Below are 21,890 nucleotides of genomic sequence, written 5' to 3'. Positions count from 1 at the left end.
CTCCCCTGCGAGGGAAAGATTACTTTCCTCTTTTTGCTCCGTATTTTGAGCGGGATTTCTTGCGTTTATCCACGCCGGAGGTGTCCAGGGTGCCACGGACAATGTGGTAGCGGACACCTGGCAAATCTTTGACACGCCCTCCACGGACCAAGACGATCGAGTGCTCCTGGAGGTTGTGCCCTTCACCAGGGATGTAAGACGTGACTTCCACGCGGTTCGACAAACGGACGCGCGCGATTTTCCGGAGCGCCGAATTCGGTTTTTTCGGCGTCATCGTCCGCACCTGAAGACAGACCCCTCTTTTCTGCGGGCAGCTGTCCAGCGCAGGCGCTTTACTCTTCTTGATTTTGTGGCTTCGGCTCGTTCTGATGAGCTGTTGTATCGTCGGCATATTTCACCATACCCACTTCGTCGTAGCAACTCAGGCCCGTCCCCGCCGGGATCAAATGGCCCACAATGACATTTTCTTTTAACCCACGTAAGTGGTCAATCTTACCAGATGAAGATGCCTCTGTCAAGACTCTTGTTGTCTCTTGGAAGCTCGCAGCGGAGATGAAACTCTCCGTCGTGAGGGACACCTTCGTGATGCCCAGCAGCTGGGGCGTGGCCTGCGCAGGCTTTCCCTTTTTCTTCATGACCAGTTCGTTCGCTTTTTTGAACGCGACGCGGTCGACCTGTTCGCCGATCAGAAACGGCGTGTCCCCGGAATCTTCGATCTTCACTTTCTTGAGCATCTGCGAGATGATGAGCTCAATGTGCTTATCATTGATCCGCACGCCCTGCAGGCGGTAAACTTCCTGGACCTCGTTCAAAAGATACTCCTGGAGGACCTTGTCCCCGCAGACGCGCAGGATGTCCTGCGGGACGACCGGCCCGTCGGTCAACTGCTGGCCGGCAAAAACGCGGTCGCCTTTGTAAACGTTCGGGTGCTTGCCGTGGGGGATCGTGTATTCCTTGGCCATCCCCGTGGGGCTCTTGACGACGATCGTGCGGAGCCCACGGCGGTCCTCGCCGAATTCCACAAAGCCGTCGATCTCGCTGATCACGGCCGGGTCCTTCGGGCGGCGGGCCTCGAAAAGCTCGGCCACGCGCGGCAAACCGCCGGTGATGTCCCTCGTCTTTCCGATGCCTCTCGGAATTTTGGCGATCAGATCGCCGCCATTCACGGGCTGCTTGTCGTGAACGAGGATGTGGGCGCCGACTGGGATGGAATAGATCCCCACGACCTCCTTGCGCTCGTCCGTGATAATGATCTGCGGATGGAATTCCAGCTTGTGCTCGACGACGACCCTCTCGGTGATCCCCGTAATCGGGTTCTGCTCTTCCTGGACGGTCACGTCCTGAAGCAAATCTTCCGAGTTGACCATCCCCTTGACTTCCGTGATGATCGGGATGGTATAAGGGTCCCAGGTCGCGAAGATGACCTCTTTTTCGATCGAATCTCCGTCCGGGAACTTGATCGTCGCGCCCTGCGGCAGCTGATAACGCTCGAACTCGCGGCCGAACTCATTGTTGACGCTCACCGCGCCGTTGCGGTTGAGGACGATGTATTCCTTGTTTCTCTCGACGACGCGCAACTGGTGATATTTGAGGATCCCTTTGTTCTTGGAACGGTAATACGATTGCTCGACGGCACGGCTGGCGGTCCCGCCGATGTGGAAGGTTCTCATGGTCAGCTGCGTGCCGGGCTCGCCGATACTTTGAGCGGCGATAATCCCGACCGCTTCGCCGATCTCGACCAAGCGCTGGGTGGCCAGGTTCCGGCCGTAACATTTCCGGCAGACCCCGCGGTCCGTTTCGCAGGTCAAAACGCTGCGGATGCGGACCTTTTCAATGCCGAGCTGCTCGATGACGGCGGCCTTCTCTTCCGTGATTTCCTGGCCGGCATCCACGACAACCTGGTCGGTGATGACGTCCACGATATTGTCCAGGGCCACGCGGCCGATGATGCGCTCCTTGAGGCTGACAACGAGCTCGTCGCCTTCGATGATCGCGGCGACGGTGATCCCGTTGAGGGTCCCGCAGTCCGGCTCGTTAACGACGATCTCCTGGGCCACGTCCACGAGACGGCGCGTGAGGTAACCGGCGTCGGCTGTTTTCAAGGCGGTGTCGGCCAGACCCTTGCGGGCGCCGTGCGTGGAGATGAAATATTCCAAAACGGTCAACCCCTCGCGGAAGCTGGCCGTGATCGGGTTCTCGATGATCTCGCCGGACGGCTTGGCCATGAGGCCGCGCATGCCGGAGAGCTGGCGGATCTGCAGGCGGGAACCTCTCGCCCCGGAATCCGCCATGATGAAGACCGGGTTGAAGGGGTCCATCTTGGAAAAGACCAGGTCCGAGACCTTTTCCGTCGTATGCGTCCAGAGGTCGATGATCTTGTTATAACGCTCGCGGCCCGTGATGATCCCTTTGCGGTACTGGTCCTCGACCTTGGCGACATCCTGCTTGGCCTCTTTGATATGCCGCTCTTTTTCCTCGGGGCTGGTCAGATCCGCGATGCTGATGGAGATCCCCGCGGCTGTCGCCGAGAAAAAGCCGCATTCCTTCATTTTGTCCAGAAGGTCCACGGTGGTATGCTGGCCGAACCTTTTGTGGCAGTCCGCAATGACGGCGCCGATCTTCTTTTTGTCCAGGGTATCGTTGACATACCCGTATTCCTTGGATAAAAGCTGATTGAAGATCACGCGTCCGACGGTGGTTTCGATAAGCCGCGGTTTTTTCGAATCCTTGACATCCTTCGCCTTGCCATCATCTTCCAGGAGAGACTTCCCCTGGGAAATAATGAACGAGGTCTTTTCGTCGCCCCAGACCGGGCGGCTGATCCGCAGCTTGATGCCGGTATGGAGCTCGACCTGCTTGTCGTTGTAGGCGATGATGACTTCCTGCTCGTCGGCGTAAATGCGGCCGTCGTCTTTCTGCTGGGGTTTGTCCTTGGTCAAATAATAAAGGCCCAAAACCATGTCCTGTGTCGGGGACATGATGGGACGTCCATCCGCCGGCGAAAACAGGTTGTTGATCGACAACAGCTCCAGGCGGCACTCGATCTGGGCCTCCAGGGACAGCGGAATATGAACGGCCATCTGGTCTCCGTCGAAGTCGGCGTTAAAGGCGGTGCAGACCAGCGGATGGAGCTTGATGGCCTTGCCCTCGACGAGGACCGGCTGAAATGCCTGGATGCTCAGGCGGTGCAGGGTCGGCGCGCGATTGAGCATGATCGGATGGTCCTTGATGACCTCATCCAGGATGTCCCAGACCTCGATCTTGGCGCGCTCCACCATGCGCTTGGCGCCCTTGATCGTGTGCACGTAACCCTTCTCGCGCAGTTTACGGATGATGAACGGTTCAAAGAGTTCAAGCGCCATCTTTTTGGGCAGCCCGCACTCATGGAGTTTCAGCGAAGGACCGACCACGATGACGGAACGGCCGGAATAATCCACGCGTTTGCCCAGCAGGTTCATACGGAAGCGCCCCTGCTTGCCCTTGAGCATGTCGGACAGCGACTTCAACGGACGGTTGCCCGAACCGAGGACCGGGCGGCCGTGGCGGCCGTTGTCCAAGAGGGCGTCCACCGCTTCCTGAAGCATGCGCTTTTCATTGCGGATGATGATTTCCGGCGCCTTAAGGTCGATCAGCTTCTTCAAACGGTTATTGCGATTGATGACGCGGCGGTACAGATCGTTCAGATCGGAGGTGGCGAAACGGCCGCCCTCGAGAGGAACGAGCGGACGCAGGTCCGGAGGGATGACCGGCAGGACATCCAGGACCATCCACTCGGGCCTGTTGCCGGACCCCTTAAAATCATCGACGATCTTGAGGGTCTTGGCGATCTTCTTGGCGTTGGTGCCCGCCGGATTGGATTTGTCCAGGTCCTTGCGCAGTTTTTTGCAAAGTTCGGCGAGATCGATCTCCTTCAACAGCTCCTTGACGGCCTCGGCGCCGATCCTGGCCTTGAACGCGCCGCCGTATTTTACAACGGCTTCCTGGTACTGGTCCTCGCTCAGAAACTGCTTCTTCTTGAGCGCAGTTTCCCCCGGGTCCAGGACCACGTATTCTTCATAATAAATGAGTTTCTCCAGGTCGCGGAGAGTGATCTGGATCAGGGCCGACAAACGGCTGGGCACGGCCTTATAAAACCAGATGTGCGTGACCGGGCAGGCCAGTTCGATATGTCCCATGCGCTCGCGGCGGACCGACGAGCGGGTGACGAGAACGCCGCAGCGGTCGCAGACGATCCCCTTGAATTTGATCCCGCGGTACTTACCGCAGCTGCATTCCCAGTCCTTGACCGGGCCGAAAATCCGTTCGCAGAACAGGCCGTCCTTTTCCGGCTTCAGTGTCCGGTAATTGAGCGTCTCGGCCTTCTTGACCACCCCGCTCGACCACGATTTGATGATCTCGGGTGAGGCGATCTTGATCGTGATCCTGTCATGCGTGAGAACTTCTTTTTCGGTTTTTTCCGTCATCGGTTTCTCCTTGACCCCGCCGCGTCAGGGATTGAGATATCTTTGAGGAGGTCTATCGTCAGGCCTTGAAAAAATCGGCCACTTTGTTTTTCTTTGCGTCTTTGTCTTTCGGTTCCTTGGCAGCGTCTGCGCCGCCGGCCCTCTCCAGCCGGATGTCCAGGCACAGGCCCTGGAGCTCTTTCACCAGAACGTTGAACGATTCCGGCACGCCCGTCGTGAGCTTCTGCTCGCCCTTGACGATCGCTTCGTAAATGCGGCTGCGGCCCGTGACGTCGTCGCTCTTGACGGTCAGCATTTCCTGCAGGGTGAAGGCCGCCCCGTAAGCCTCGAGGGCCCAGACTTCCATTTCCCCGAATCGCTGGCCGCCGAAATGCGCCTTTCCGCCCAGGGGCTGCTGGGTGACGAGAGAATACGGCCCGATGGAACGGGCATGGATCTTCTCGTCCACCAGGTGATTGAGCTTGAGCATGTAAAGGAAACCCACCGTGACCTTCTGGTCAAAGGGTTCGCCCGTGAAACCGTCATAGACAACGGCCTTGCCGTCTTCGGGGAGTCCGGCCTCCGTGAGGTAATGGCGGATTTCCCTTTCGGTGGCGCCGTTAAAGACCGGCGTCTCGACGTAAAATCCGAGGACCTGCGCGGCCCAGCCCAGATGCGTTTCCAGAAGCTGCCCGACGTTCATGCGGGACGGAACGCCCAAGGGATTCAGGACGACATCCACCGGCCTGCCGTCGGCAAGGTAAGGCATGTCCTCTTCGGCGACGATCCGGGACACGATACCCTTGTTCCCGTGACGGCCGGCCATCTTGTCGCCTTCCTGAAGCTTGCGCTTGGTGGCGACGTAAACCACGACCCGCTTGAGCACACCTGCCGGGAGCTCATCGCCGCGCTTCAGGCGCTCGATCTCCTGGCCCTCTTCCTCGACGAGTTCCGCGACCTTGTCGTTGAAAAACTCGACGGTCTCGCGCACCTCGTTGTCGTCGGTGTACTCGCTGAAGTCGATCTTGGCGAGCTTCTTTTTATCCACGCCGAGGATCTTGGTGAGCCTTTTCTCGCGTTCGATCTCGATGAACTCGATCTCCTGGCGGTAATATTCCTTGATTTTCTCAACGGCCTCGTTCTCCTTGGCCTTGTCGATCTTGGACTTGCGGCCGCGTTCGGACCTCTGGAAGATTTCGGTGTTGACGATCACGCCCTCGATCCCCGGGGGGAGCGTGAGCGACGTGTCGCGGATGTCGGCGGCCTTCTCGCCGAAGATGGCGCGCAGCAGGCGCTCCTCGGGAGACAGTTCCTTCTCGCTCTTCGGGGTGACCTTGCCGACCAGGATGTCCCCGGCCTTGACCTCGGCCCCGACACGGATGATCCCTTCCTCGGTGAGGTCCTTGAGGGCGTCCTCGCCGACATTGGGGATGTCGCGGGTGATCTCTTCATTGCCGAGCCGCGTTTCGCGGGCCTCGACCTCGAATTTCTCGATATGGATGGAGGTGAACTTGTCCTCCCGCACAACGCGCTGGTTGATCAGGATCGCGTCCTCGAAGTTATACCCGCGCCAGGGCATGAAGGCCACCAGCACGTTGGCGCCGAGGGCGAGACGACCGTCCTTGGTGCCGATGCCGTCGGCGATGACCTGTCCTTCCTGCACCTCGTCGCCGAGCTTCACGAGCGGCGTCTGCATGATGCAGGTGTTGGCGTTGGAGCGGAGAAAATTCTTCAGCGGATAGGACACATTGCCGACCACGATCCCCTGGGCGTCGACCTTGTTCACCTTGCCGGAATGCTTGGCGATCACGACAACGCCGGAATCGCGGGCCACCTTGTCTTCCATCCCGGTCCCGACAAGCGGGACCTCGGTGAGCATGAGGGGAACGGCCTGACGCTGCATGTTGGATCCCATGAGGGCGCGGTTGGCATCGTCATGTTCCAGGAACGGAATCAGCGAAGCGGCCACCGAAACGAGCTGTTTCGGCGACACGTCCTTGTAATCGATCTGCTCAGGCTTGACTTTGGGGAAATCGGTCTTGTGGCGGCAGATGATATCCTTTTCCATCAGGTTGCCGTCCTTGTCCAGCACGGCGTTGGCCTGGGCGATATATTTGTTCTGGTCCACGTCCGCCGTCAAGTATTCGACCTTGCGGGTCACGCGGCCTTCGTCGACCTTGTAATACGGGGTCTCGATGAAGCCCAATTCATTGACGCGGGCGCATGTCGTCAAAGACGAAATCAAACCAATGTTCGGGCCTTCCGGCGTTTCAATGGGGCATACGCGGCCGTAATGCGTCGGATGAACGTCGCGGACCTCAAAACCGGCGCGCTCGCGGGACAGACCGCCCGGGCCGAGGGCGCTCAAGCGGCGCTTGTGGGTCATCTCGGACAACGGATTGACCTGGTCCATAAACTGCGACAACTGGCTGCGGGCGAAGAAATCCTGGATCTGGTTTGAAAAAAGGCGGGAATTGATGAGGTGATGGGCCGTCAGGTTATCAAAGGAACTCATGACAACGAGCCGCTCCTTGATGGAACGCTCGAGACGGGCCAGCCCGATGCGGACCTGGTTCTGGATGAGCTCGCCGACGCCCTTGATGCGGCGGTTGCCCAAGTGGTCGATGTCATCGGTCTCTCCGCGGCCTTCACGCAGCCCCACGAGATATTGCATGACCGCGACGACCGTCTGGATGTCCAGGACACGGTTGTCCAGGGGGACCTGGAGCGTGAGCTTGCGGTTGATAATATGCCGGCCGACCTTGCTCAGGTCGTAACGTTTCGGGTCGAAAAACAGTTTGAAAAACAAGGATTCAGCGACTTCCACCGTTGCCGGCTCGGTCGGGCGCATCTTGCGGTAAAAATCGAGAAGGGCTTCTTCTTTATTGGTGGTGTGGTCTTTCTCGAGGGTGTTCTTAAGTTTCGGAAAATGATCGCCCAGCATCTTCTGCATTTCTTCCGGTGAGGACAACCCCATAATGCGCAGGATCTGCGATGCAGGGAAATTCCTGCGGCGGTCGATATAGGCGAACATGATGTCATTGAGATCGTACTTGATCTCAAACCAGGCACCGCGGGACGGGATGAGCCGGCCGTGATAGATGCTCTTACCGGTCGGGTGCAGTTCTTCCTCAAAGGAAACGCCCGGCGGACGCTGGATCTGGGAAACCACGACGCGCTCGTCGCCGTTGATGATGAACGTCCCGGTGTCCGTCATCAAAGGGAAATCGCCGAAATAGACTTCCTGTTCCTTAATGTCGACTGGCGTGATCAGGCGCAGCTTGACCTTGAGCGGAGCGGCATATGTCATGCTCCGGCGCTGGCACTCGGGGCTGGAATATTTTTCCTTCCCCAGATAATAACTGACGTACTCGAGCTTGATCTGCCCGTCGTAGCTCTCAAGGGGGAAGACCTCGCGGAAAACCTCCTCCAGCCCCTGGTCTTTTCTTTTGTCCGGGGCGCTGTCTCTCTGGAGGAAATCTTCATACGACTTGGTCTGGATGTCAAGGAGCTGCGGCAGTTCAAAATTGTCTCTGATCTTACCGAAATTCTTGATGGTCAGTCTTTTCATAAGGGTTCTGGATCGCCTCGTCTGTGAGATTAATCTCGATTTATCCGACGCCCCGTCCCTGCGATAATAACAGCCGCCAGGGCCGACGGCTCTTCATCAAGAGCCCACAGCTCTGGCGCTGGCAGGGTCCTAATTACGGTGATGGATGAGGGACTGGAAACGGGAAGAAATCTGCGATGTCTTCCTGATATCCCGCAAAAAGCCCGTGCTGTCAAACTTATTTAAGTTCAACTTTGGCACCGGCGGCTTCAAGTTTCTTCTTGAGCTCTTCCGCCTCTTCCTTGGAGACACCCTCTTTGACCGTCTTGGGAGCGCCTTCAACGAGATCCTTGGCTTCTTTGAGGCCGAGGTTGGTCGCCGCACGAACTTCCTTGATAACGCCGATCTTGTTGGCGCCGGCCTCTTTCAGCACGACGTCAAACGTTGTTTTCTGCTCGGCAGCCGGAGCGGCCGCGCCGCCGGCGGCGGGCATGGCCATCATCATCCCGGCAGGCATCGGAGACGCCGCCTGGATCCCCAGTCTGTCCTCGAGCCCCTTCACGAGGTCGGCGACTTCGAGGACCGTCAGGCCCTCGATGGCCTTGGCAAGTTCTTCAAGTTTCGGAGAAAGCTTAACGCTTTCTTTCTTTTCGATCGTAGCATTTTCAGACATTTCCATTACCCCCCTTTTTTTCGCTTAACTGTTTCAAGATAGATAACAAGTCACGCGTCTTGGCATTCATGTCAGATGCGAGCTGAGTGACCGGAGAAAGCATGACTTGCAGCAATGTGGACAGCAGGACCTCCCTGGACGGGAGGTCGGACAAGCGTTTGACTTCATCAAAGCCGAGCTGGGCTCCGTCGACAAGGCCTCCGTGGAGCTTGACGTTCTCGTAGGCCTTGAGTAATTTCATCAGGGCCTTGGAGACCTCCACCGAGTCCGCGTTGCTCCAGACAAAGGCGGTCTGACGGGCGATCCCTTCGGCCATCTGTTCCTGGTGCAATTCCTTCAGGGTCAAAGCCGCGATGCGGTTCCGGGTCACGGAGACCTGGGCGCCGATCTTCTTGAAATCTTTGCGGATGCTGTTCATCTGCGGGGCCGAAATCCCGGAGAAGCTCACGACGAAGGAGGCCTTGTTCTTCTGAACGCCGTCCTTGATCTGGTTCGCGATGCTTTTTCTGAACAATTTACCAATTTTTTCCATAGCGTCTTTCCCCCGTTATAAGGCGATCCTGATCCCGGGCCCCATCGTTGTGGACAGAGAGAGGCTTTTGATCAGATTGCCTTTGAGACCGGCCGGTTTGACATGATTGATGGCTTCCAGCAGGTGACGGGCGTTTTCCAAAATCTGCTCTTTGCCGAAGGACCTCTTGCCGATCCCGACGTGAACCCCGGCCTGTTTGTCGGCCTTGAATTCCACGCGGCCCGCCTTCACTTCCTTGATGACCTTCTCGACGTCCTGGGTGACGGTGCCGGCTTTGGGGCTGGGCATGAGACCTCTCGGGCCGAGGATCTTCCCCAGCTTGCTCAAATCCCTCATCATGTCCGGCGTAGCGACGATGCAGTCAAAATCCATGAAACCCTTGGACACCTTTTCGATGAGGTCTTCCGCACCCACATGATCGGCTCCGGCCCGCTCGGCCTTCTGGACGTAGTCCCCCTTGCAGAAAACCGCCACGCGGACCTTTTTGCCGGTCCCGTGAGGAAGCACCACCGTCCCGCGGACCGTCTGCTCGGAATCCTTGGTGTCGATGCCCAAATGGAAATGCATCTCCACGCTTTCGTCGAACTTGGTCTTGGGGAACTGAGAAACCTTCGCGACGGCGTCTTCGAGGGAAAGGGCCTTGATTTCAGGTAAAATTTTTGTGAACTCTTTTTTTCTTTTGGTCACGCGCGCCATAGTTTCCAACCGTTTGCTGAGACTGCGGTTTAAAAAAGTTTATCCGACGACCTCGATCCCCATGCTCCGGGCCGTTCCTTCGATGGTTTTAACCGCTTTCTGCATGTCCGCCGTGTTCAAGTCTTCCATCTTGATCTTGGCGATCTCTTCGATCTTCTGGCGGGTGAGGGAACCGATCTTTTCCTTGCCGGCCTGGCCCGAGGCCTTGGCCAGGTTGGCCGCTTTCTTGATCAGAACGGAACTGGGCGGCGTCTTGACAATAAAATCGAAGGTCTTGTCCTTGTAAACCGTAATGACCGCCGGGAGAATCAGCCCTTCCCGGCCTTTGGTCTGTTCATTGAAGGCCTTGCAGAAGCCCATGATATTCACGCCGTGCTGGCCGAGCGCAGGACCGACGGGCGGGGCCGGGTTGGCCTGGCCGGCTGGGACGTAGAGCTTCAATTTTGCGATGACTTCTTTTGCCATGACTTCTATACTCCCTCTTGAGCCCCGACTGCCCGCATCACTGTGCTGGGCAACCCGCAGGTCTCGTTAACCCCAGCAGTCCTCAGCGCTCCGCAGGACTCACCGCCGGGGCTCATTTGCTCATCAAACTTCCGTTCGCCCTTCGGGCTCCGCAAGTTTGGAGCTTATTAGATTTTTTCTACCTGCCAGTATTCCATCTCGACCAGGGTTGAACGGCCGAAAATGGAAACGCTCACCTTGAGCTTGCCGCGGTCCGGATAAACCTCCATCACGGACCCGTTAAAATTCGCGAACGGCCCTTCGGAGATCCTCACCGCCTCTCCGATCTCGAAGATGATCTTCGGGCTCGGCTTGGTCTCCGTGTCTTCGGTCCTCCGGATGATCGAGTTGACTTCGTCCTCCGAAATGGGCGTTGGCCTGCGGCCGGGACCGATGAAACCGGTGATGCCGGGCGTGGTCTTGACCAGATACCAGCTCTCCTTGGTCATGTCCATCTTGACCAGGATGTATCCCGGGAAAAATTTGCGAGAGGTGATGCGTTTTTTGCCGCCGCGGATTTCCGAAACCTGCTCCGTGGGGACAACGATCTCATCGACGTAATTCTTGAGATCGCTGGAGGCCATCCGGCTTTCCAGCCCCGCCTTGGCCTTTTCTTCCGCACCCGTCTGGGTGTGGATAACGTACCACTTGCGAACAGTTGTCATATTATCTGATGATTACTCCGATAAACCTGGAAAGGATCAAATCCGTTAACGCGATAAATACCCCCAGGAGGGCCGAACTCACCAGCACCACCCAGGCCGATTCGAACAGCTCCTTTTTGTTCGTCCACGAAACCTTTTTAAGCTCTGCCGCGACCTCTGAAATGAATTTCTGGATCTGCTGGCGAAAGCGGAACACGACAACCACACCGGCGGCTATCGCGACCATTCCAAAGATCTGACCCCACGACCCAAATGACATTGACTGATCCTCTAACTTTGCAGGCCTGGCAGGAGTCGAACCTGCAACGCACGGTTTTGGAGACCGTCGCTCTACCAATTGGAGCTACAGGCCTATATCGGCTTTTGCTCGAATGTTAGGACGGGAACCCTCCGACCCGGGAACGATGAATCGCCGGACGCAACTTTATTTCTTCACTTCCCGGTGCATCGTGTGCTTGCGCGAAAACGGGCAGTACTTCTTGAATTCCAGGCGGTCCGGATGCTGTTTCTTGTCCTTGGTCGACGAGTAGTTGACACGACCGCAGTCCGTGCATTGCAATTGAATATTTTCTCTCATGGGGCGTTCCGTTCTGCTGGCCAACCGCCGCCTGGCATCTGCGGCCCTTTCGGTTTGACCCGAGGCCCAAGCACCGTCGGAGGGCACGAGCAAACCGCGCGCGAAGCGCACGAATCATAAAAGCCCCCGACCGGGATTGAACCGGTGGCCTCGTCCTTACCAAGGACGTGCTCTACCGGCTGAGCTACAGGGGCAGAAGCACTTCAGCGTTGATTGTTTTGGGATTTCTCCGTCGACGCCACAACTTTGACATTGTCCGAAGTCCTGGAGCTGGCGTAAGATAAAGCTTTAGTATAATATCTAATTCTATTTTGTCAAGATTAAATTTCGTATTTTTCTATAAATATTTTTAGGAAGGGGCGAGGATTCTCAAAAACCGGCGCTTCCCGACCTTGACGACCCCGGGCTTCGCGGACCAGCCCTCGGAGCCGACCTTCTGCCCCTCATGGCTGACGCCTCCCTGCTTGATCAAGCGCCGCACCTCATTCTTGGAACCCGCCATCTTCGTCGCCAAAAGGATGTCCGCCAGCGCTTCCGTGCGTCCCGCTGTCAAGCGGTACTCCACCATGTCCTCGGGGAGCTGTTTCTGGCTGAAAACTTTTTCAAATCCTTCGCGGGCCTCCTGCGCCTGCTCGGCAGCGTACAACATCGACACGATGGTCATGGCCAGATTGAGCTTGGCTTCCTTGGGATGAAGGGCCCGGACAGCGGATAGATCTTCGTCCGTTAAAATCTCGTAATAACGCAACATGAGTTCGTCGCTGATCGACATCACTTTGCCGAAGATCTCCTGCGGGGGCTCATTGACCCCGATATAATTCCCCAAGGACTTGCTCATCTTCTTGACGCCGTCCGTCCCTTCCAGCAGAGGCGTGGTGATCACGACCTGCGGTTCCTGGTGGAAGGATTCCTGGAGCTGGCGTCCCATCAGAAGATTGAACTTCTGGTCCGAGCCGCCCAACTCGATGTCGGCTTTCAAATGAACGGAGTCGTATCCCTGCAGGAGCGGATAGATGAATTCCAGAAGACTGATCTCCTTGCCGTCCTCAAAACGTTTCTTGAAGTCGGCCCGGGCCAGCATCTGGGCCACGCTCGACAACGCCGTCAGTTCCAGCAGCTGCGGACTTGAAAGCTTTCCAAGCCATTCGCTGTTGAAAACCACCTTTGTCTTGCGCCCATCCAGGACTTTAAAGACCTGCTGTTTATAGGTTTTGGCGTTTTTTGCCACAGTTGCGGCGTCCATCTTGACGCGCAACTGATCGCGGCCGGTCGGATCGCCGATCTGGGCGGTAAAATCACCAATGAGAAAGAACACGTCGTGGCCCAAGTCCTGAAACTGTCTCAACTTTCTCAGGAGCACCACATGGCCCAAATGGATGTCCGGGGCCGTCGGGTCAAACCCCGCCTTCACACACAGGGGCTTGCGGGTCTTGCGGCTGTCCGCAAGTTTTTTCTTCAAACTTTCCAGCCCGATGATCTCGGTTGTGCCACGAGAAATAAGATCGATCGTTGCGGTCAAATCCATGTCATCCCCTCCATCGGGAGAAGCGCCACCGGACAGCTTGTTCTCCAAGAAGGCTTATTCCGGGATCATGGCATTCGGCGGAATAGGACGATGCACGGCGGGACATGCGCATTGTCCCGCCGCATATGAGGATTAATGCAGGCGAGTGCTCACCCCGATCTTCATCTGCTCGACGTCGACCTTGATGACCCTCACCCTCAGCTTGTCAGTGGGTTTGAGCGCCGCGGCCTTCTCTTTGTCGATCTCCGAGGAATAGACCAGGGCTTCCACCTCGTCATCCAGCCGGACGAAAACACCGAAATTGGAATTGAGAACCACCTCGGCGTCCACCTCCAGCCCGACGGAATATTTCTCGGCGATATTGGACCACGGATTGTCCTGCAGCTGTTTGAGCCCCAGGGTGATCTTGCGGCTGTCCGGATCGACGGCCAGGATCATGACCTCGATCTCCTGGCCCTTGGACAGGACCTCCTGGGGATGATTGACTTTCTTTGTCCAGGACATGTCCGAAACGTGGATCATGCCTTCGAGCCCGGACTCCAGCTCCACAAAAGCGCCGTAGTCGGTGAACCCGCGGACAACACCGTTTACTTTGGAATTGATGGGGAATTTTTTCTGCGCTTCCAGCCAGGGGTTGGCTTCCAACTGCTTCATGCTCAAGGAAATACGCTTCGAATCTTTGTCCACGTTGATGATCTGGACCTCGATCTCGTCGTTGACCTTGAACATCTCCTGGGGATTGACCAGCTTTTTCTGCCAGGAGATCTCGGAGGAATGCAACAGGCCTTCGATCCCCTTGTCGATCTCCACAAACACGCCGTAAGGCATGATGTTGACGACACGGCCCTTGACCCGGGAACCGGCGGGGAATTTATTGTAGATGTCGTCCCACGGATTGGGGCTGATCTGTTTCAACCCCAGGGAAACCTTGGAATTGTCTTTGTCGAAGTCCAGGATAATGACCTTCATTTTGTCGCCGATGGAAACGATCTCGGAAGGATGATTGATGCGAGACCAGCTCATGTCGGTGATGTGCAAAAGCCCGTCCACGCCGCCCAAGTCGATGAAAGCACCGAAATCGGTAATGCCTTTGACCGTGCCCTGGCGGACCTGACCCTTCTGAAGTTCGCCCCAGAGTTTTTCGCGGACCTCTTCCCGCTCCTTCTGGACCACGTCCCGCCGGGAGAGGATGAGATTGCGTCTCTGCTTGTTGATCTTGGCGACCTGAAATTTGTATTTGCCGGACAGGATGTCCGACATGGCCAGGCCTTTGAAAGCGGAGAGGGACATCGGGAGGAAACCTTCCACCCCTTCGATATCCACCATATACCCGCCCTTGACCTGCTTGGTGACGCGGCCGTTGACGATCGTGCCTTCCTCTATATTGGACATGACCTTTGACCAGCCCTTGACGCGCTCGGCCTTGGTCTTGGACAACAGCAGGCGTCCGTCCTCGTCCTCGATGGATTCCACCAGGACGTCGATCTTCTGTCCGATCTGCATTTCCTGGGGATCGCGGAATTCTTCGATCGGGACAAAGCCCTCGGACTTAAATCCGATATCCACAATCGCCTCTTTCTGGGTCACGGCCACGACCGTCCCCTGGACGATATCTCCTTCCTTCGCGATATCCTTAAAGGTGCTGTCGTACAATTCCATCAATGACTGCTTGTGCTCACTCATGGTGAAAAACCTCTCTTTATTTTAGATTCTCCGAAGGGGCTTCCTCATGTTTTCTCAACAACAGGGAAACTCGCCCCCGGCTGCCCGTCTCCGACGGGACAAAACACCAGGGTCGAATCGCCTTTTCTGCATAAGACATAAAGAAGGCGCTTCGAAGTTTTTCCATTATCCCAAATTTCGATACTTTGTCAATCAAAATCTTGAGTAGCCCGCGGCAGTCGCAAACCCAAAGGGGAGAATGCCTTTTTATTCTGCAGAAATGACGGGGAGACAACGCTTATACGGCGGAAGGGGCGAGGGCTTCGACCTCACGCATGATCTGCCGGGCCACGGCTTCATAATCCTTCTGGGGCGGGAACGTGACAGGTCGGCCAATGAAGACCTCCACCGGATGGCGGCGGGGGAAACGGACGTTCGGGGGCAGGACCTTGTCGGTCCCCCGGATAAAAACCGGGACGACCGGGACGCCGCTTTTGGCCACAAGGAAACCCACGCCTTCATGCACCGAACTTTCTCCAGCGCCCCGCTTTCGGGTTCCCTCGGGAAAAACCACCATGGAACTTCCGGATTTCACGCGCCGGAGGGCTTCACGCAAGGCCCCGATGTCGGCGCTTTCCCGGTTGATGGGAAAACCGCCCTGCCCGCGGATCAACGCGCCAAGGATCTTGTTTTTGAACAACGTGTCCTTGGCCCAGTAGGACATCTTTGTCAAAAGGCAAAACCCGAGCAGGGGCGGATCAATATTGCTGATGTGATTGCTGGCCACGATGAACGTGCCGCGCTTGACGGTGCTTCTGTCCCCGTGGATCGTCAAAGGAAAAAACAGCTTGCTCAGGCACCAGACCAGCACATACGCTAAACAATATTGCATAGACGTGGGATCAGCCCGCTTTCAGAAGGGCCTCGCCATATTTAATGAGGGCCTTGGCCCGGGCCAGGCTTTTCGATTCCGAATACGCGCGCACCAGCGGCTCTGTCCCGGACGGGCGCAGCATGAGCCAGCTCTCGTCCTCGCAAATGAGCTTGACACCGTCGAAATCTTTGACCTGGACAACCTTTTTACCCAAAAGTTCCTTTGTCTGTTTCAACTGCTCGAGATTGAACGTCTGCCCCCCGCGCAGTTTCAGGTCAAAACGCTGGTAATAGTAACGGCCGAATTCCCTCTCCATTTCGTCCACGATCTTCTTGATGTTCTTCTTCTGATAAACCATCATCTCCAGGAGAAGAAGTCCGGCCAGGGTCCCGTCGCGTTCGGGGATGTAATCCTGCAGGCCCATGCCGCCGGCCTCTTCCCCGCCGGCCACGATGTTCTGGCTTACCATCAAGTCCGAGATATACTTGAAACCCACCGGGGTTTCATAAAGCTTCAGCCCCAGCTTTTTGGCGATGTTGTCGATCATGGTCGTGCCGCAGATCGTCTTGACCACCCCGCCCTGGCGGCCGCGGTTACGGACCAGGTGCAGGACCAGAAGCCCGAGGATTTTTTGCGGGTGGATGAACTCCCCTCCGGGGGCCACGGCCGCGATGCGGTCGGCGTCGCCATCGAGGACAAGACCGAGGTCAAACTTCTCGTTTTTGACGCGCTTGAGGATTTCGCTCAGGAATTCCACGACCGGCTCGGGCTTTTTGCCTTCAAAGTACGGATTGATGTCTTCGCGCATCAGCGTCAGGCGGACTTTTGTGCCCTTGAGGATCTCCGCCATCAGGCTGTCGCCGCTGCCGTGCATGACGTCGGTCAAGACCTTAAATTTCGTGTTCTTAATCTTTTTCAGGTCCAGGTAATTCTTCAGGAATCTGAGATAATCGGTTTTATAATTGTGCCGGATGATCTGGCCGGCCGCTTTTGCCTGCTCGTAATCCGCGACCCGAACTTCGGCCTGATGAAGAAGCGCCTCCACGCGGTCCGTGATGTCCTTGGAGGCCCCGCCGCCTTTATCGGTCTTGATCTTCACCCCGTTGAACTGGTAAGGATTATGGCTGGCGGTGATCATGATCCCCGCCACACAGCGGCTGCGGGTGACACCGTAGCTCAGCGCCGGTGTCGGGATCGGCGCGTCCGACAAAAGGACCTCGATCCCGTTGGCGGCAAACACACGGCTGATCAATTTGGCGAAATCGCCGGACATGAAACGCGTATCGTACCCGACCGCCAACCGCTTGCGGCCGTCCATGGGCTGAAGATCACGGTTGATCCATTCGCTGATGGCCTGGCCGATGACCTGCACGTTTTTGAAGGTGAAGTTATCCGCGATGACCCCCCTCCACCCATCGGTCCCGAATTTGATCTCTGTGTTCTGCTGAGCTGTCATGAGGTCTCCTTAATGAGCGCATGGGTTATGGAGCCCTGGCTTGCCGGGAGGCATAACTCATCTGCGCGAATTAACCCTGTTTTGCGTAAACGGGCTTGCGAGCGAACGCTTGCAAAGCAGGATCTCGGTTATTTTTTTGCGTAAATATTCTTCCGCTCGATATACCGGACCACCGGGTCCGGTACCAGGTATCGGATCGATTTCCCTTCAGCCACGCGCTGGCGCAGTTTGCTCGACGAAATGTCCAGGCCCGGCATGACGATTGAAACCGCCTTGATCTTGCTGCGCTTCGTCTCGTAACCGGGCCGGTTGACGACAATGAACGTCACGATCCTGGCGATCTCGTCGATGCAATGCCAGGCCGACAGCGCCGCAAAACTGTCGCCGCCGATGATGAAATGCAATTTCGCCTTGCCCTTGTACAGATCCCGGAAATGCCGGACCGTGTCGATCGTGTAGGAACGGCCGGCCCTCCGGACCTCGACATCCGAAACGTCAAAACGCGGATTTTCAGCCACGGCCAGCCGGATCATGGCCAGCCGGTCCCTGGCCGAAGCCAGGTGCGGGATCTTTTTGTGGGGCGGCTCATGGCACGGGACAAAAATCACCCTGTCCAGGCCGGCCTTATCCAACGCCGTCTGGGCGATGACCATATGCCCGATATGGACCGGATTGAAGGTGCCGCCCAAAAGGCCGATGCGCGTTGTTTTCATTCTCGGACCTGTCCGCTGCCGTACACGGCGAACTTGTAGGTCGTCAATTCTTCCAGGGCCATGGGGCCGCGGGCGTGGAGCTTGTCCGTGCTGATGCCGATCTCCGCGCCCATGCCGAACTGATACCCGTCGGTGAAACGGGTGGAGGCGTTGACATACAGGCACGCCGAATCCACGGATTTTAAAAATCGCCCGGCCTCTTTTTCATCCTGGGTCACGATGGCGTCCGAATGGCGGGTGCCGTACGTGTTGATGTGGTCCACCGCCTCCAGAAGGCCGCCGACCACTTTCACCGACAAGATGAGGTCCAGATATTCTTCATACCAGTCCTGTGCGGTGGCCGGCTTGACGCCTTTCCTGACGATCTTGCGGGTCGCCGGGCAGCCGCGGATCTCCACCCCGGCCTTCTGAAACGACTCGATCATGACAGGCAAAAACCTCGCCGCGATGTCCTTGTGGACCAGCATGGTTTCCATGGCGTTGCACGTCCCCGGGCGCTGGACTTTGGCATTATAACAAATCCGCTGCGCCATATCCAAATCCGCCTTGTCGCTGACATAGGTGTGGCACACGCCCTTGTAATGTTTCACAACAGGGATCCTGGAGTTTTCCGCCACAAACCGGATGAGCCCTTCGCCGCCGCGCGGGACAATGAGGTCCACATACTGGTCCAGACGCAGGAGGATGTTCACCGCCGGGCGGTCCGTGGAGGAGATGAGCTGGATAGCGTCCTTCGGGATGCCGGTCTCCTTAAGGGCGTCCTGCAAGACCGTGAAGATCGCCTTGTTGGAATGGACCGCCTCCCTGCCGCCCTTGAGGATCACGGCGTTGCCGGATTTCAGGCACAACCCGACGCAGTCGCTGGTGACGTTGGGGCGCGATTCGTAAATGATCCCGATCACGCCGATGGGCGTGCGCACCTTTTTGATCACAAGCCCGTTGGGCCTCGGGATGGTCTGCAGGATCTCCCCGACGGGGTCCCGAAGCTGGGCCACGCTGGCCAGCCCATCGGCCATTTCCTGAACGCGTTTGCCGTTCAGCGTCAACCGGTCAACCAGCGCCGGCGGATACCGGCGGCCTTTGGCTTCCTTCAGATCTCTTGCATTAGCTTTGAAAATGTCGTCCCGGCGCTCCTGCAGGGCCTGGGCCATGCGGCGCAGGGCGGCGTTCTTCTCATCCGTGGAGATGAGGGATAGTATCTGGGCCGCTTTTTGGGCGGCCTGGGCCATTTTAACGATTTGTTGTTCAAGCGTCATGGCGTTCCTTACCTGGCACAGAGCACGAGGTTGTCCACGTGGATGACTTCTTTCTTGTCTTTTTTATCGCTGACCTTGTGAAGATCGCTCACGGAGTAATTGCTGATGCCGCGGCCGATCTCCCGGCCGTCCTTGTCGGACACGACAACGACGTCGTCCGCTTTAAAATTCCCTTCCCAGGAAACGACCCCCGGCAGCAAAAGGCTGCGTCCGCCCTTGAGCAGCGCGGCCTTGGCGCCGTCGTCAACCGTCAAACTCCCCTTGGGCTTGGCGCCGAAAGAAATCCAGTGCTGGCGGGCCAGGCTCTTGTCCTCTTTTCCCACAAAATGCGTGCCGATCCGTTCCCCGGACACGACGCGGGTGAGGACATCCGGCATTTCGCCGTGGGCAATGACACAGGGGATGTTCGCCTGGGTCGCGATCTTGATGGCGTCCAGCTTGGCGGTCATCCCGCCGCGGGACATCTGTTTCTTGCTCGTGCCGGACGCGTACCCTTCGATCTCGCCGGTGATCTCCCTGATCTCCTCGAAAATTTCCTTCTTGCCGTCCTTGTAGGCGTAAAGCCCTTCGACATCGGACAGGATGATCAGCATGTCCGCGCGGACAAGGGCCGCCACCAGAGCGGAAAGCTTATCGTTGTCCCCGAATTTGATCTCATCGGTGGAGATCGTGTCGTTCTCGTTGATGATGGGAACCACGCCTTGTTCCAAAATGGCCTGAAGGGTGTGGCGCGCGTTGTTATATCTGGTCCGGTCGTCAAAATCTTCCCAGGTGAGAAGGACCTGGGCGCACTTGATCCCGCTCTTTCCGAACAGGTCTGTGTACGTGCGCATCAAAACGTTCTGGCCGATGGCGGCCAGGGCCTGCAGGCCCGCCAAATCCGACGGCCGGGCGGCCTGCCCCATCTCGCCCATCCCGAGGACAATGGCCCCGGAACTGACCATCACGACCTCGATGCCTTTTTGGGCCAAAGTTTCGATCTCGTCCACCAGGGCGCAGAGCTGCGCCGCCTTGGGCTGCATCTTGTAGGTGGCGATGACGCTCGACCCGATCTTGACGACGATCCTCTTGACTGGTTTCGGAAATTTCCTAAACATAAATGAATGCCTGAATTTATCCCGCCGCCTTGCGTCCGCAGGCGGGATTTATGGTTTTAAACGCTGTCAGCCTTCTTGCTCTTCTCTATTATAACAGCCAGCGCGTCCACAAGCTCCGCCAGCCCGTTCTTGTTAACCGCCGATATGGCCAGCACCTTGCCCCGGTATTTTTTCTTAAAACGTTTCAGGTTTTCCCTGGCGGAGTCCAGGTCCATTTTGTTCGCGACCACCACCTTCTCCTTACGGAAAAAGACGTCGCTGTAAAGTTCAAGTTCCTGATTGATCTGTTCGAAATCTTCGATGGGATCGCGGCCTTCGCTGCCGGCCATATCGATGAGGTGCAGAAGAATCTTGGTCCGTTCGGCGTGTTTGAGGAATTTGATCCCCAATCCGCGGCCCTCGTGGGCGCCTTCGATCAACCCGGGAAGATCCGCGACGGTAAACCGGACGCTATCGGTCTCGACGACGCCCAGGATCGGCTGGCGGGTCGTAAACGGATAATTGGCGATCTTGGATTGGACCTTGGAAATATTGGAAATGAGCGTCGATTTACCAGCGTTGGGAAATCCGATGATCCCGACATCCGCGATAAGCTTGAGCTCGAGGTGGATCGTTTTAACTTCGCCTTTACCAGGGGCCGAGACAGGACGCTTGCTCATGTTGCCGCGTCCGCCTTTGCCGCCCTTGGCCACGATTACGCGTTCTCCGGTCACGGCCAGATCGCGGATTATTAAACCCGTCTCATCGTCCCGAATGATCGTCCCCACCGGAACGCGCAGCAGGCATTCCCTTCCGGCCTTGCCCTTACTGCCCTTGCTGCTCCCGTGTCCGCCGCGCTCGGCCTTGTGATGCTGCCGGAAACGGAAATCCATCAGCGTGTGGATGCGGGAATCGGCCACGAGCACAATGTCCCCGCCCTTGCCGCCGTCTCCGCCGTCGCGTCTGGGGTGACGGGTGAAATTGTCCTTATAAAAACTTTCGCAGCCCTTGCCGCCGTCTCCGGCCTGGATCTGGATTCTTGCCTCGTCCACAAACATCGCCATGGCTTAGTAGTGCTCGTCCTTGAGAGGTTCGCAAATGATGCGCCAATCACATTAACCCTGCTCCGCACCGTTCGCTCGCGGGTTCGCTCTCCTCCGCAGGGCTAATTCGCACGGATGATTTGCGTCACCTATGGCTCCGCAAATCATGTGCTCATGAGGCGGCAATCTTCGTGATGGTGAGGGCTGTCAGCTTTTGGCGATGGCCCTTCTTCTTGGCGTAACCCTTGCGGCGGCGGAACTTGAAAGCAATTTTTTTCTCATCAAGGGTGTCGCCGAGAACGGTCGCCGTGACCTTGACGTCCTTGAGATACGGCTGGCCGACGCGGACATCTTCCCCGTTCTCAAAAAACAGCACCTTGTCGATCATCAGGGTCTTGCCCTTTTCCTCGCCGAGGCGGTTGGCCTCGATGGTATCGCCTTCTTGGATCCGGTATTGGTTGGACCCGACCTGAATAACAGCAAACATATCCATCCTCCTCAATGAGCGCTTGAGTTACGGAGCCCCGCGAAGCGGGGCGACGTCAACTCAACCTGCGCGAATTGATCCTGGTTCGGCTGCGTCCTAACAGCTGAACCAGGATGCTTGATGACAACCTGAAATACCCCTCGTGGGCAGCCGGGGTCA

19 protein-coding genes and 2 tRNA genes are annotated in these 21,890 nt (G+C 57.1%); all 21 read right to left on the bottom strand.

Features of this window, described 5'->3' with window-relative positions:
• Window positions 1-19: 19 nt before the first annotated feature.
• Window positions 20-391: a 30S ribosomal protein S12 gene (gene rpsL / locus Q8Q08_07305; GenBank protein MDP2653822.1), complete on the bottom strand. Its 372-nt coding sequence runs from the start codon at window positions 389-391 to the stop codon at window positions 20-22.
• Window positions 333-4,463: a DNA-directed RNA polymerase subunit beta' gene (rpoC, locus tag Q8Q08_07300; protein MDP2653821.1), complete on the bottom strand. Its 4,131-nt coding sequence runs from the start codon at window positions 4,461-4,463 to the stop codon at window positions 333-335. The genes rpsL and rpoC overlap by 59 nt, the downstream gene beginning before the upstream one ends.
• 58 nt (window positions 4,464-4,521) lie before the next feature.
• Complete coding sequence (gene rpoB / locus Q8Q08_07295; GenBank protein MDP2653820.1) at window positions 4,522-8,013, bottom strand: DNA-directed RNA polymerase subunit beta; 3,492 nt, start codon at window positions 8,011-8,013, stop codon at window positions 4,522-4,524.
• A gap of 217 nt (window positions 8,014-8,230) precedes the next feature.
• Window positions 8,231-8,665, bottom strand: coding sequence for a 50S ribosomal protein L7/L12 (gene rplL / locus Q8Q08_07290; GenBank protein ID MDP2653819.1), 435 nt, complete (start codon window positions 8,663-8,665; stop codon window positions 8,231-8,233).
• A complete protein-coding gene (gene rplJ / locus Q8Q08_07285; GenBank protein ID MDP2653818.1) occupies window positions 8,658-9,197 on the bottom strand; it encodes a 50S ribosomal protein L10 in 540 nt (179 codons plus the stop codon). The genes rplL and rplJ overlap by 8 nt, the downstream gene beginning before the upstream one ends.
• Before the next feature lie 15 nt (window positions 9,198-9,212).
• Window positions 9,213-9,893 carry a 50S ribosomal protein L1 gene (gene rplA / locus Q8Q08_07280; protein MDP2653817.1) on the bottom strand — a complete coding sequence of 227 codons (681 nt, stop codon included), beginning with the start codon at window positions 9,891-9,893 and terminating at the stop codon, window positions 9,213-9,215.
• 39 nt (window positions 9,894-9,932) lie between these two features.
• Window positions 9,933-10,358, bottom strand: a complete 426-nt coding sequence (rplK, locus tag Q8Q08_07275; protein MDP2653816.1) for a 50S ribosomal protein L11 — start codon at window positions 10,356-10,358, stop codon at window positions 9,933-9,935.
• 167 nt (window positions 10,359-10,525) lie between these two features.
• Entirely contained in the window at window positions 10,526-11,062 is a 537-nt protein-coding gene (gene nusG / locus Q8Q08_07270) for a transcription termination/antitermination protein NusG (protein MDP2653815.1), read from the bottom strand.
• A 1-nt stretch (window position 11,063) separates the two neighbouring features.
• Window positions 11,064-11,321, bottom strand: a complete 258-nt coding sequence (gene secE, locus Q8Q08_07265; protein MDP2653814.1) for a preprotein translocase subunit SecE — start codon at window positions 11,319-11,321, stop codon at window positions 11,064-11,066.
• Between the two features lie 20 nt (window positions 11,322-11,341).
• A tRNA-Trp gene (locus Q8Q08_07260) sits at window positions 11,342-11,415 on the bottom strand.
• A gap of 71 nt (window positions 11,416-11,486) precedes the next feature.
• Window positions 11,487-11,639 carry a 50S ribosomal protein L33 gene (gene rpmG / locus Q8Q08_07255; GenBank protein ID MDP2653813.1) on the bottom strand — a complete coding sequence of 51 codons (153 nt, stop codon included), beginning with the start codon at window positions 11,637-11,639 and terminating at the stop codon, window positions 11,487-11,489.
• A 121-nt stretch (window positions 11,640-11,760) separates the two neighbouring features.
• Window positions 11,761-11,833, bottom strand: a tRNA-Thr gene (locus Q8Q08_07250).
• Between the two features lie 155 nt (window positions 11,834-11,988).
• On the bottom strand, window positions 11,989-13,164 hold the full coding sequence (gene tyrS, locus Q8Q08_07245) for a tyrosine--tRNA ligase (protein MDP2653812.1): 1,176 nt from the start codon (window positions 13,162-13,164) through the stop codon (window positions 11,989-11,991).
• 132 nt (window positions 13,165-13,296) lie between these two features.
• A complete protein-coding gene (locus tag Q8Q08_07240) occupies window positions 13,297-14,847 on the bottom strand; it encodes a 30S ribosomal protein S1 (GenBank protein MDP2653811.1) in 1,551 nt (516 codons plus the stop codon).
• Between the two features lie 277 nt (window positions 14,848-15,124).
• Window positions 15,125-15,718, bottom strand: a complete 594-nt coding sequence (locus Q8Q08_07235) for a lysophospholipid acyltransferase family protein (GenBank protein MDP2653810.1) — start codon at window positions 15,716-15,718, stop codon at window positions 15,125-15,127.
• A gap of 10 nt (window positions 15,719-15,728) precedes the next feature.
• The gene (locus Q8Q08_07230; GenBank protein ID MDP2653809.1) at window positions 15,729-17,156 is read right to left on the bottom strand and encodes a phosphoglucomutase/phosphomannomutase family protein; all 1,428 of its coding nucleotides are present in this window, start codon (window positions 17,154-17,156) and stop codon (window positions 15,729-15,731) included.
• 128 nt (window positions 17,157-17,284) lie between these two features.
• The gene (gene nadD / locus Q8Q08_07225; GenBank protein ID MDP2653808.1) at window positions 17,285-17,869 is read right to left on the bottom strand and encodes a nicotinate-nucleotide adenylyltransferase; all 585 of its coding nucleotides are present in this window, start codon (window positions 17,867-17,869) and stop codon (window positions 17,285-17,287) included.
• Complete coding sequence (locus Q8Q08_07220; GenBank protein ID MDP2653807.1) at window positions 17,866-19,125, bottom strand: glutamate-5-semialdehyde dehydrogenase; 1,260 nt, start codon at window positions 19,123-19,125, stop codon at window positions 17,866-17,868. Before Q8Q08_07220 ends, nadD begins: the two co-directional genes overlap by 4 nt.
• A gap of 8 nt (window positions 19,126-19,133) precedes the next feature.
• Entirely contained in the window at window positions 19,134-20,222 is a 1,089-nt protein-coding gene (gene proB, locus Q8Q08_07215) for a glutamate 5-kinase (protein ID MDP2653806.1), read from the bottom strand.
• Between the two features lie 56 nt (window positions 20,223-20,278).
• Window positions 20,279-21,265: a GTPase ObgE gene (gene obgE / locus Q8Q08_07210; protein ID MDP2653805.1), complete on the bottom strand. Its 987-nt coding sequence runs from the start codon at window positions 21,263-21,265 to the stop codon at window positions 20,279-20,281.
• Between the two features lie 151 nt (window positions 21,266-21,416).
• A complete protein-coding gene (gene rplU, locus Q8Q08_07205; GenBank protein MDP2653804.1) occupies window positions 21,417-21,731 on the bottom strand; it encodes a 50S ribosomal protein L21 in 315 nt (104 codons plus the stop codon).
• Window positions 21,732-21,890 lie beyond the last annotated feature (159 nt).

The organism is Candidatus Omnitrophota bacterium (assembly GCA_030688425.1).
In the GTDB taxonomy this organism is placed as follows: domain Bacteria; phylum Omnitrophota; class Gorgyraeia; order Zapsychrales; family JANLHA01; genus JAUYIB01.
The sequence above is the reverse complement of the archived record's forward strand: the minus strand, read 5'-3'. Positions and strand labels throughout refer to the sequence as shown.

Excerpts from the sequence above, each read along its gene's own strand:
- Q8Q08_07235 (MDP2653810.1), bottom strand. The coding sequence starts at position 15,718 with ATGCAATATTGTTTAGCGTATGTGCTGGTCTGGTGCCTGAGCAAGCTG.
- rpoC (MDP2653821.1), bottom strand. The coding sequence starts at position 4,463 with ATGACGGAAAAAACCGAAAAAGAAGTTCTCACGCATGACAGGATCACG.
- rplJ (MDP2653818.1), bottom strand. The coding sequence starts at position 9,197 with ATGGAAAAAATTGGTAAATTGTTCAGAAAAAGCATCGCGAACCAGATC.
- nadD (MDP2653808.1), bottom strand. The coding sequence starts at position 17,869 with ATGAAAACAACGCGCATCGGCCTTTTGGGCGGCACCTTCAATCCGGTC.
- rplU (MDP2653804.1), bottom strand. The coding sequence starts at position 21,731 with ATGTTTGCTGTTATTCAGGTCGGGTCCAACCAATACCGGATCCAAGAA.
- rpsL (MDP2653822.1), bottom strand. The coding sequence starts at position 391 with ATGCCGACGATACAACAGCTCATCAGAACGAGCCGAAGCCACAAAATC.
- tyrS (MDP2653812.1), bottom strand. The coding sequence starts at position 13,164 with ATGGATTTGACCGCAACGATCGATCTTATTTCTCGTGGCACAACCGAG.
- rpoB (MDP2653820.1), bottom strand. The coding sequence starts at position 8,013 with ATGAAAAGACTGACCATCAAGAATTTCGGTAAGATCAGAGACAATTTT.
- proB (MDP2653806.1), bottom strand. The coding sequence starts at position 20,222 with ATGTTTAGGAAATTTCCGAAACCAGTCAAGAGGATCGTCGTCAAGATC.
- secE (MDP2653814.1), bottom strand. The coding sequence starts at position 11,321 with ATGTCATTTGGGTCGTGGGGTCAGATCTTTGGAATGGTCGCGATAGCC.
- nusG (MDP2653815.1), bottom strand. The coding sequence starts at position 11,062 with ATGACAACTGTTCGCAAGTGGTACGTTATCCACACCCAGACGGGTGCG.
- Q8Q08_07230 (MDP2653809.1), bottom strand. The coding sequence starts at position 17,156 with ATGACAGCTCAGCAGAACACAGAGATCAAATTCGGGACCGATGGGTGG.
- rplL (MDP2653819.1), bottom strand. The coding sequence starts at position 8,665 with ATGTCTGAAAATGCTACGATCGAAAAGAAAGAAAGCGTTAAGCTTTCT.
- obgE (MDP2653805.1), bottom strand. The coding sequence starts at position 21,265 with ATGGCGATGTTTGTGGACGAGGCAAGAATCCAGATCCAGGCCGGAGAC.
- rplA (MDP2653817.1), bottom strand. The coding sequence starts at position 9,893 with ATGGCGCGCGTGACCAAAAGAAAAAAAGAGTTCACAAAAATTTTACCT.
- rplK (MDP2653816.1), bottom strand. The coding sequence starts at position 10,358 with ATGGCAAAAGAAGTCATCGCAAAATTGAAGCTCTACGTCCCAGCCGGC.
- rpmG (MDP2653813.1), bottom strand. The coding sequence starts at position 11,639 with ATGAGAGAAAATATTCAATTGCAATGCACGGACTGCGGTCGTGTCAAC.
- Q8Q08_07240 (MDP2653811.1), bottom strand. The coding sequence starts at position 14,847 with ATGAGTGAGCACAAGCAGTCATTGATGGAATTGTACGACAGCACCTTT.
- Q8Q08_07220 (MDP2653807.1), bottom strand. The coding sequence starts at position 19,125 with ATGACGCTTGAACAACAAATCGTTAAAATGGCCCAGGCCGCCCAAAAA.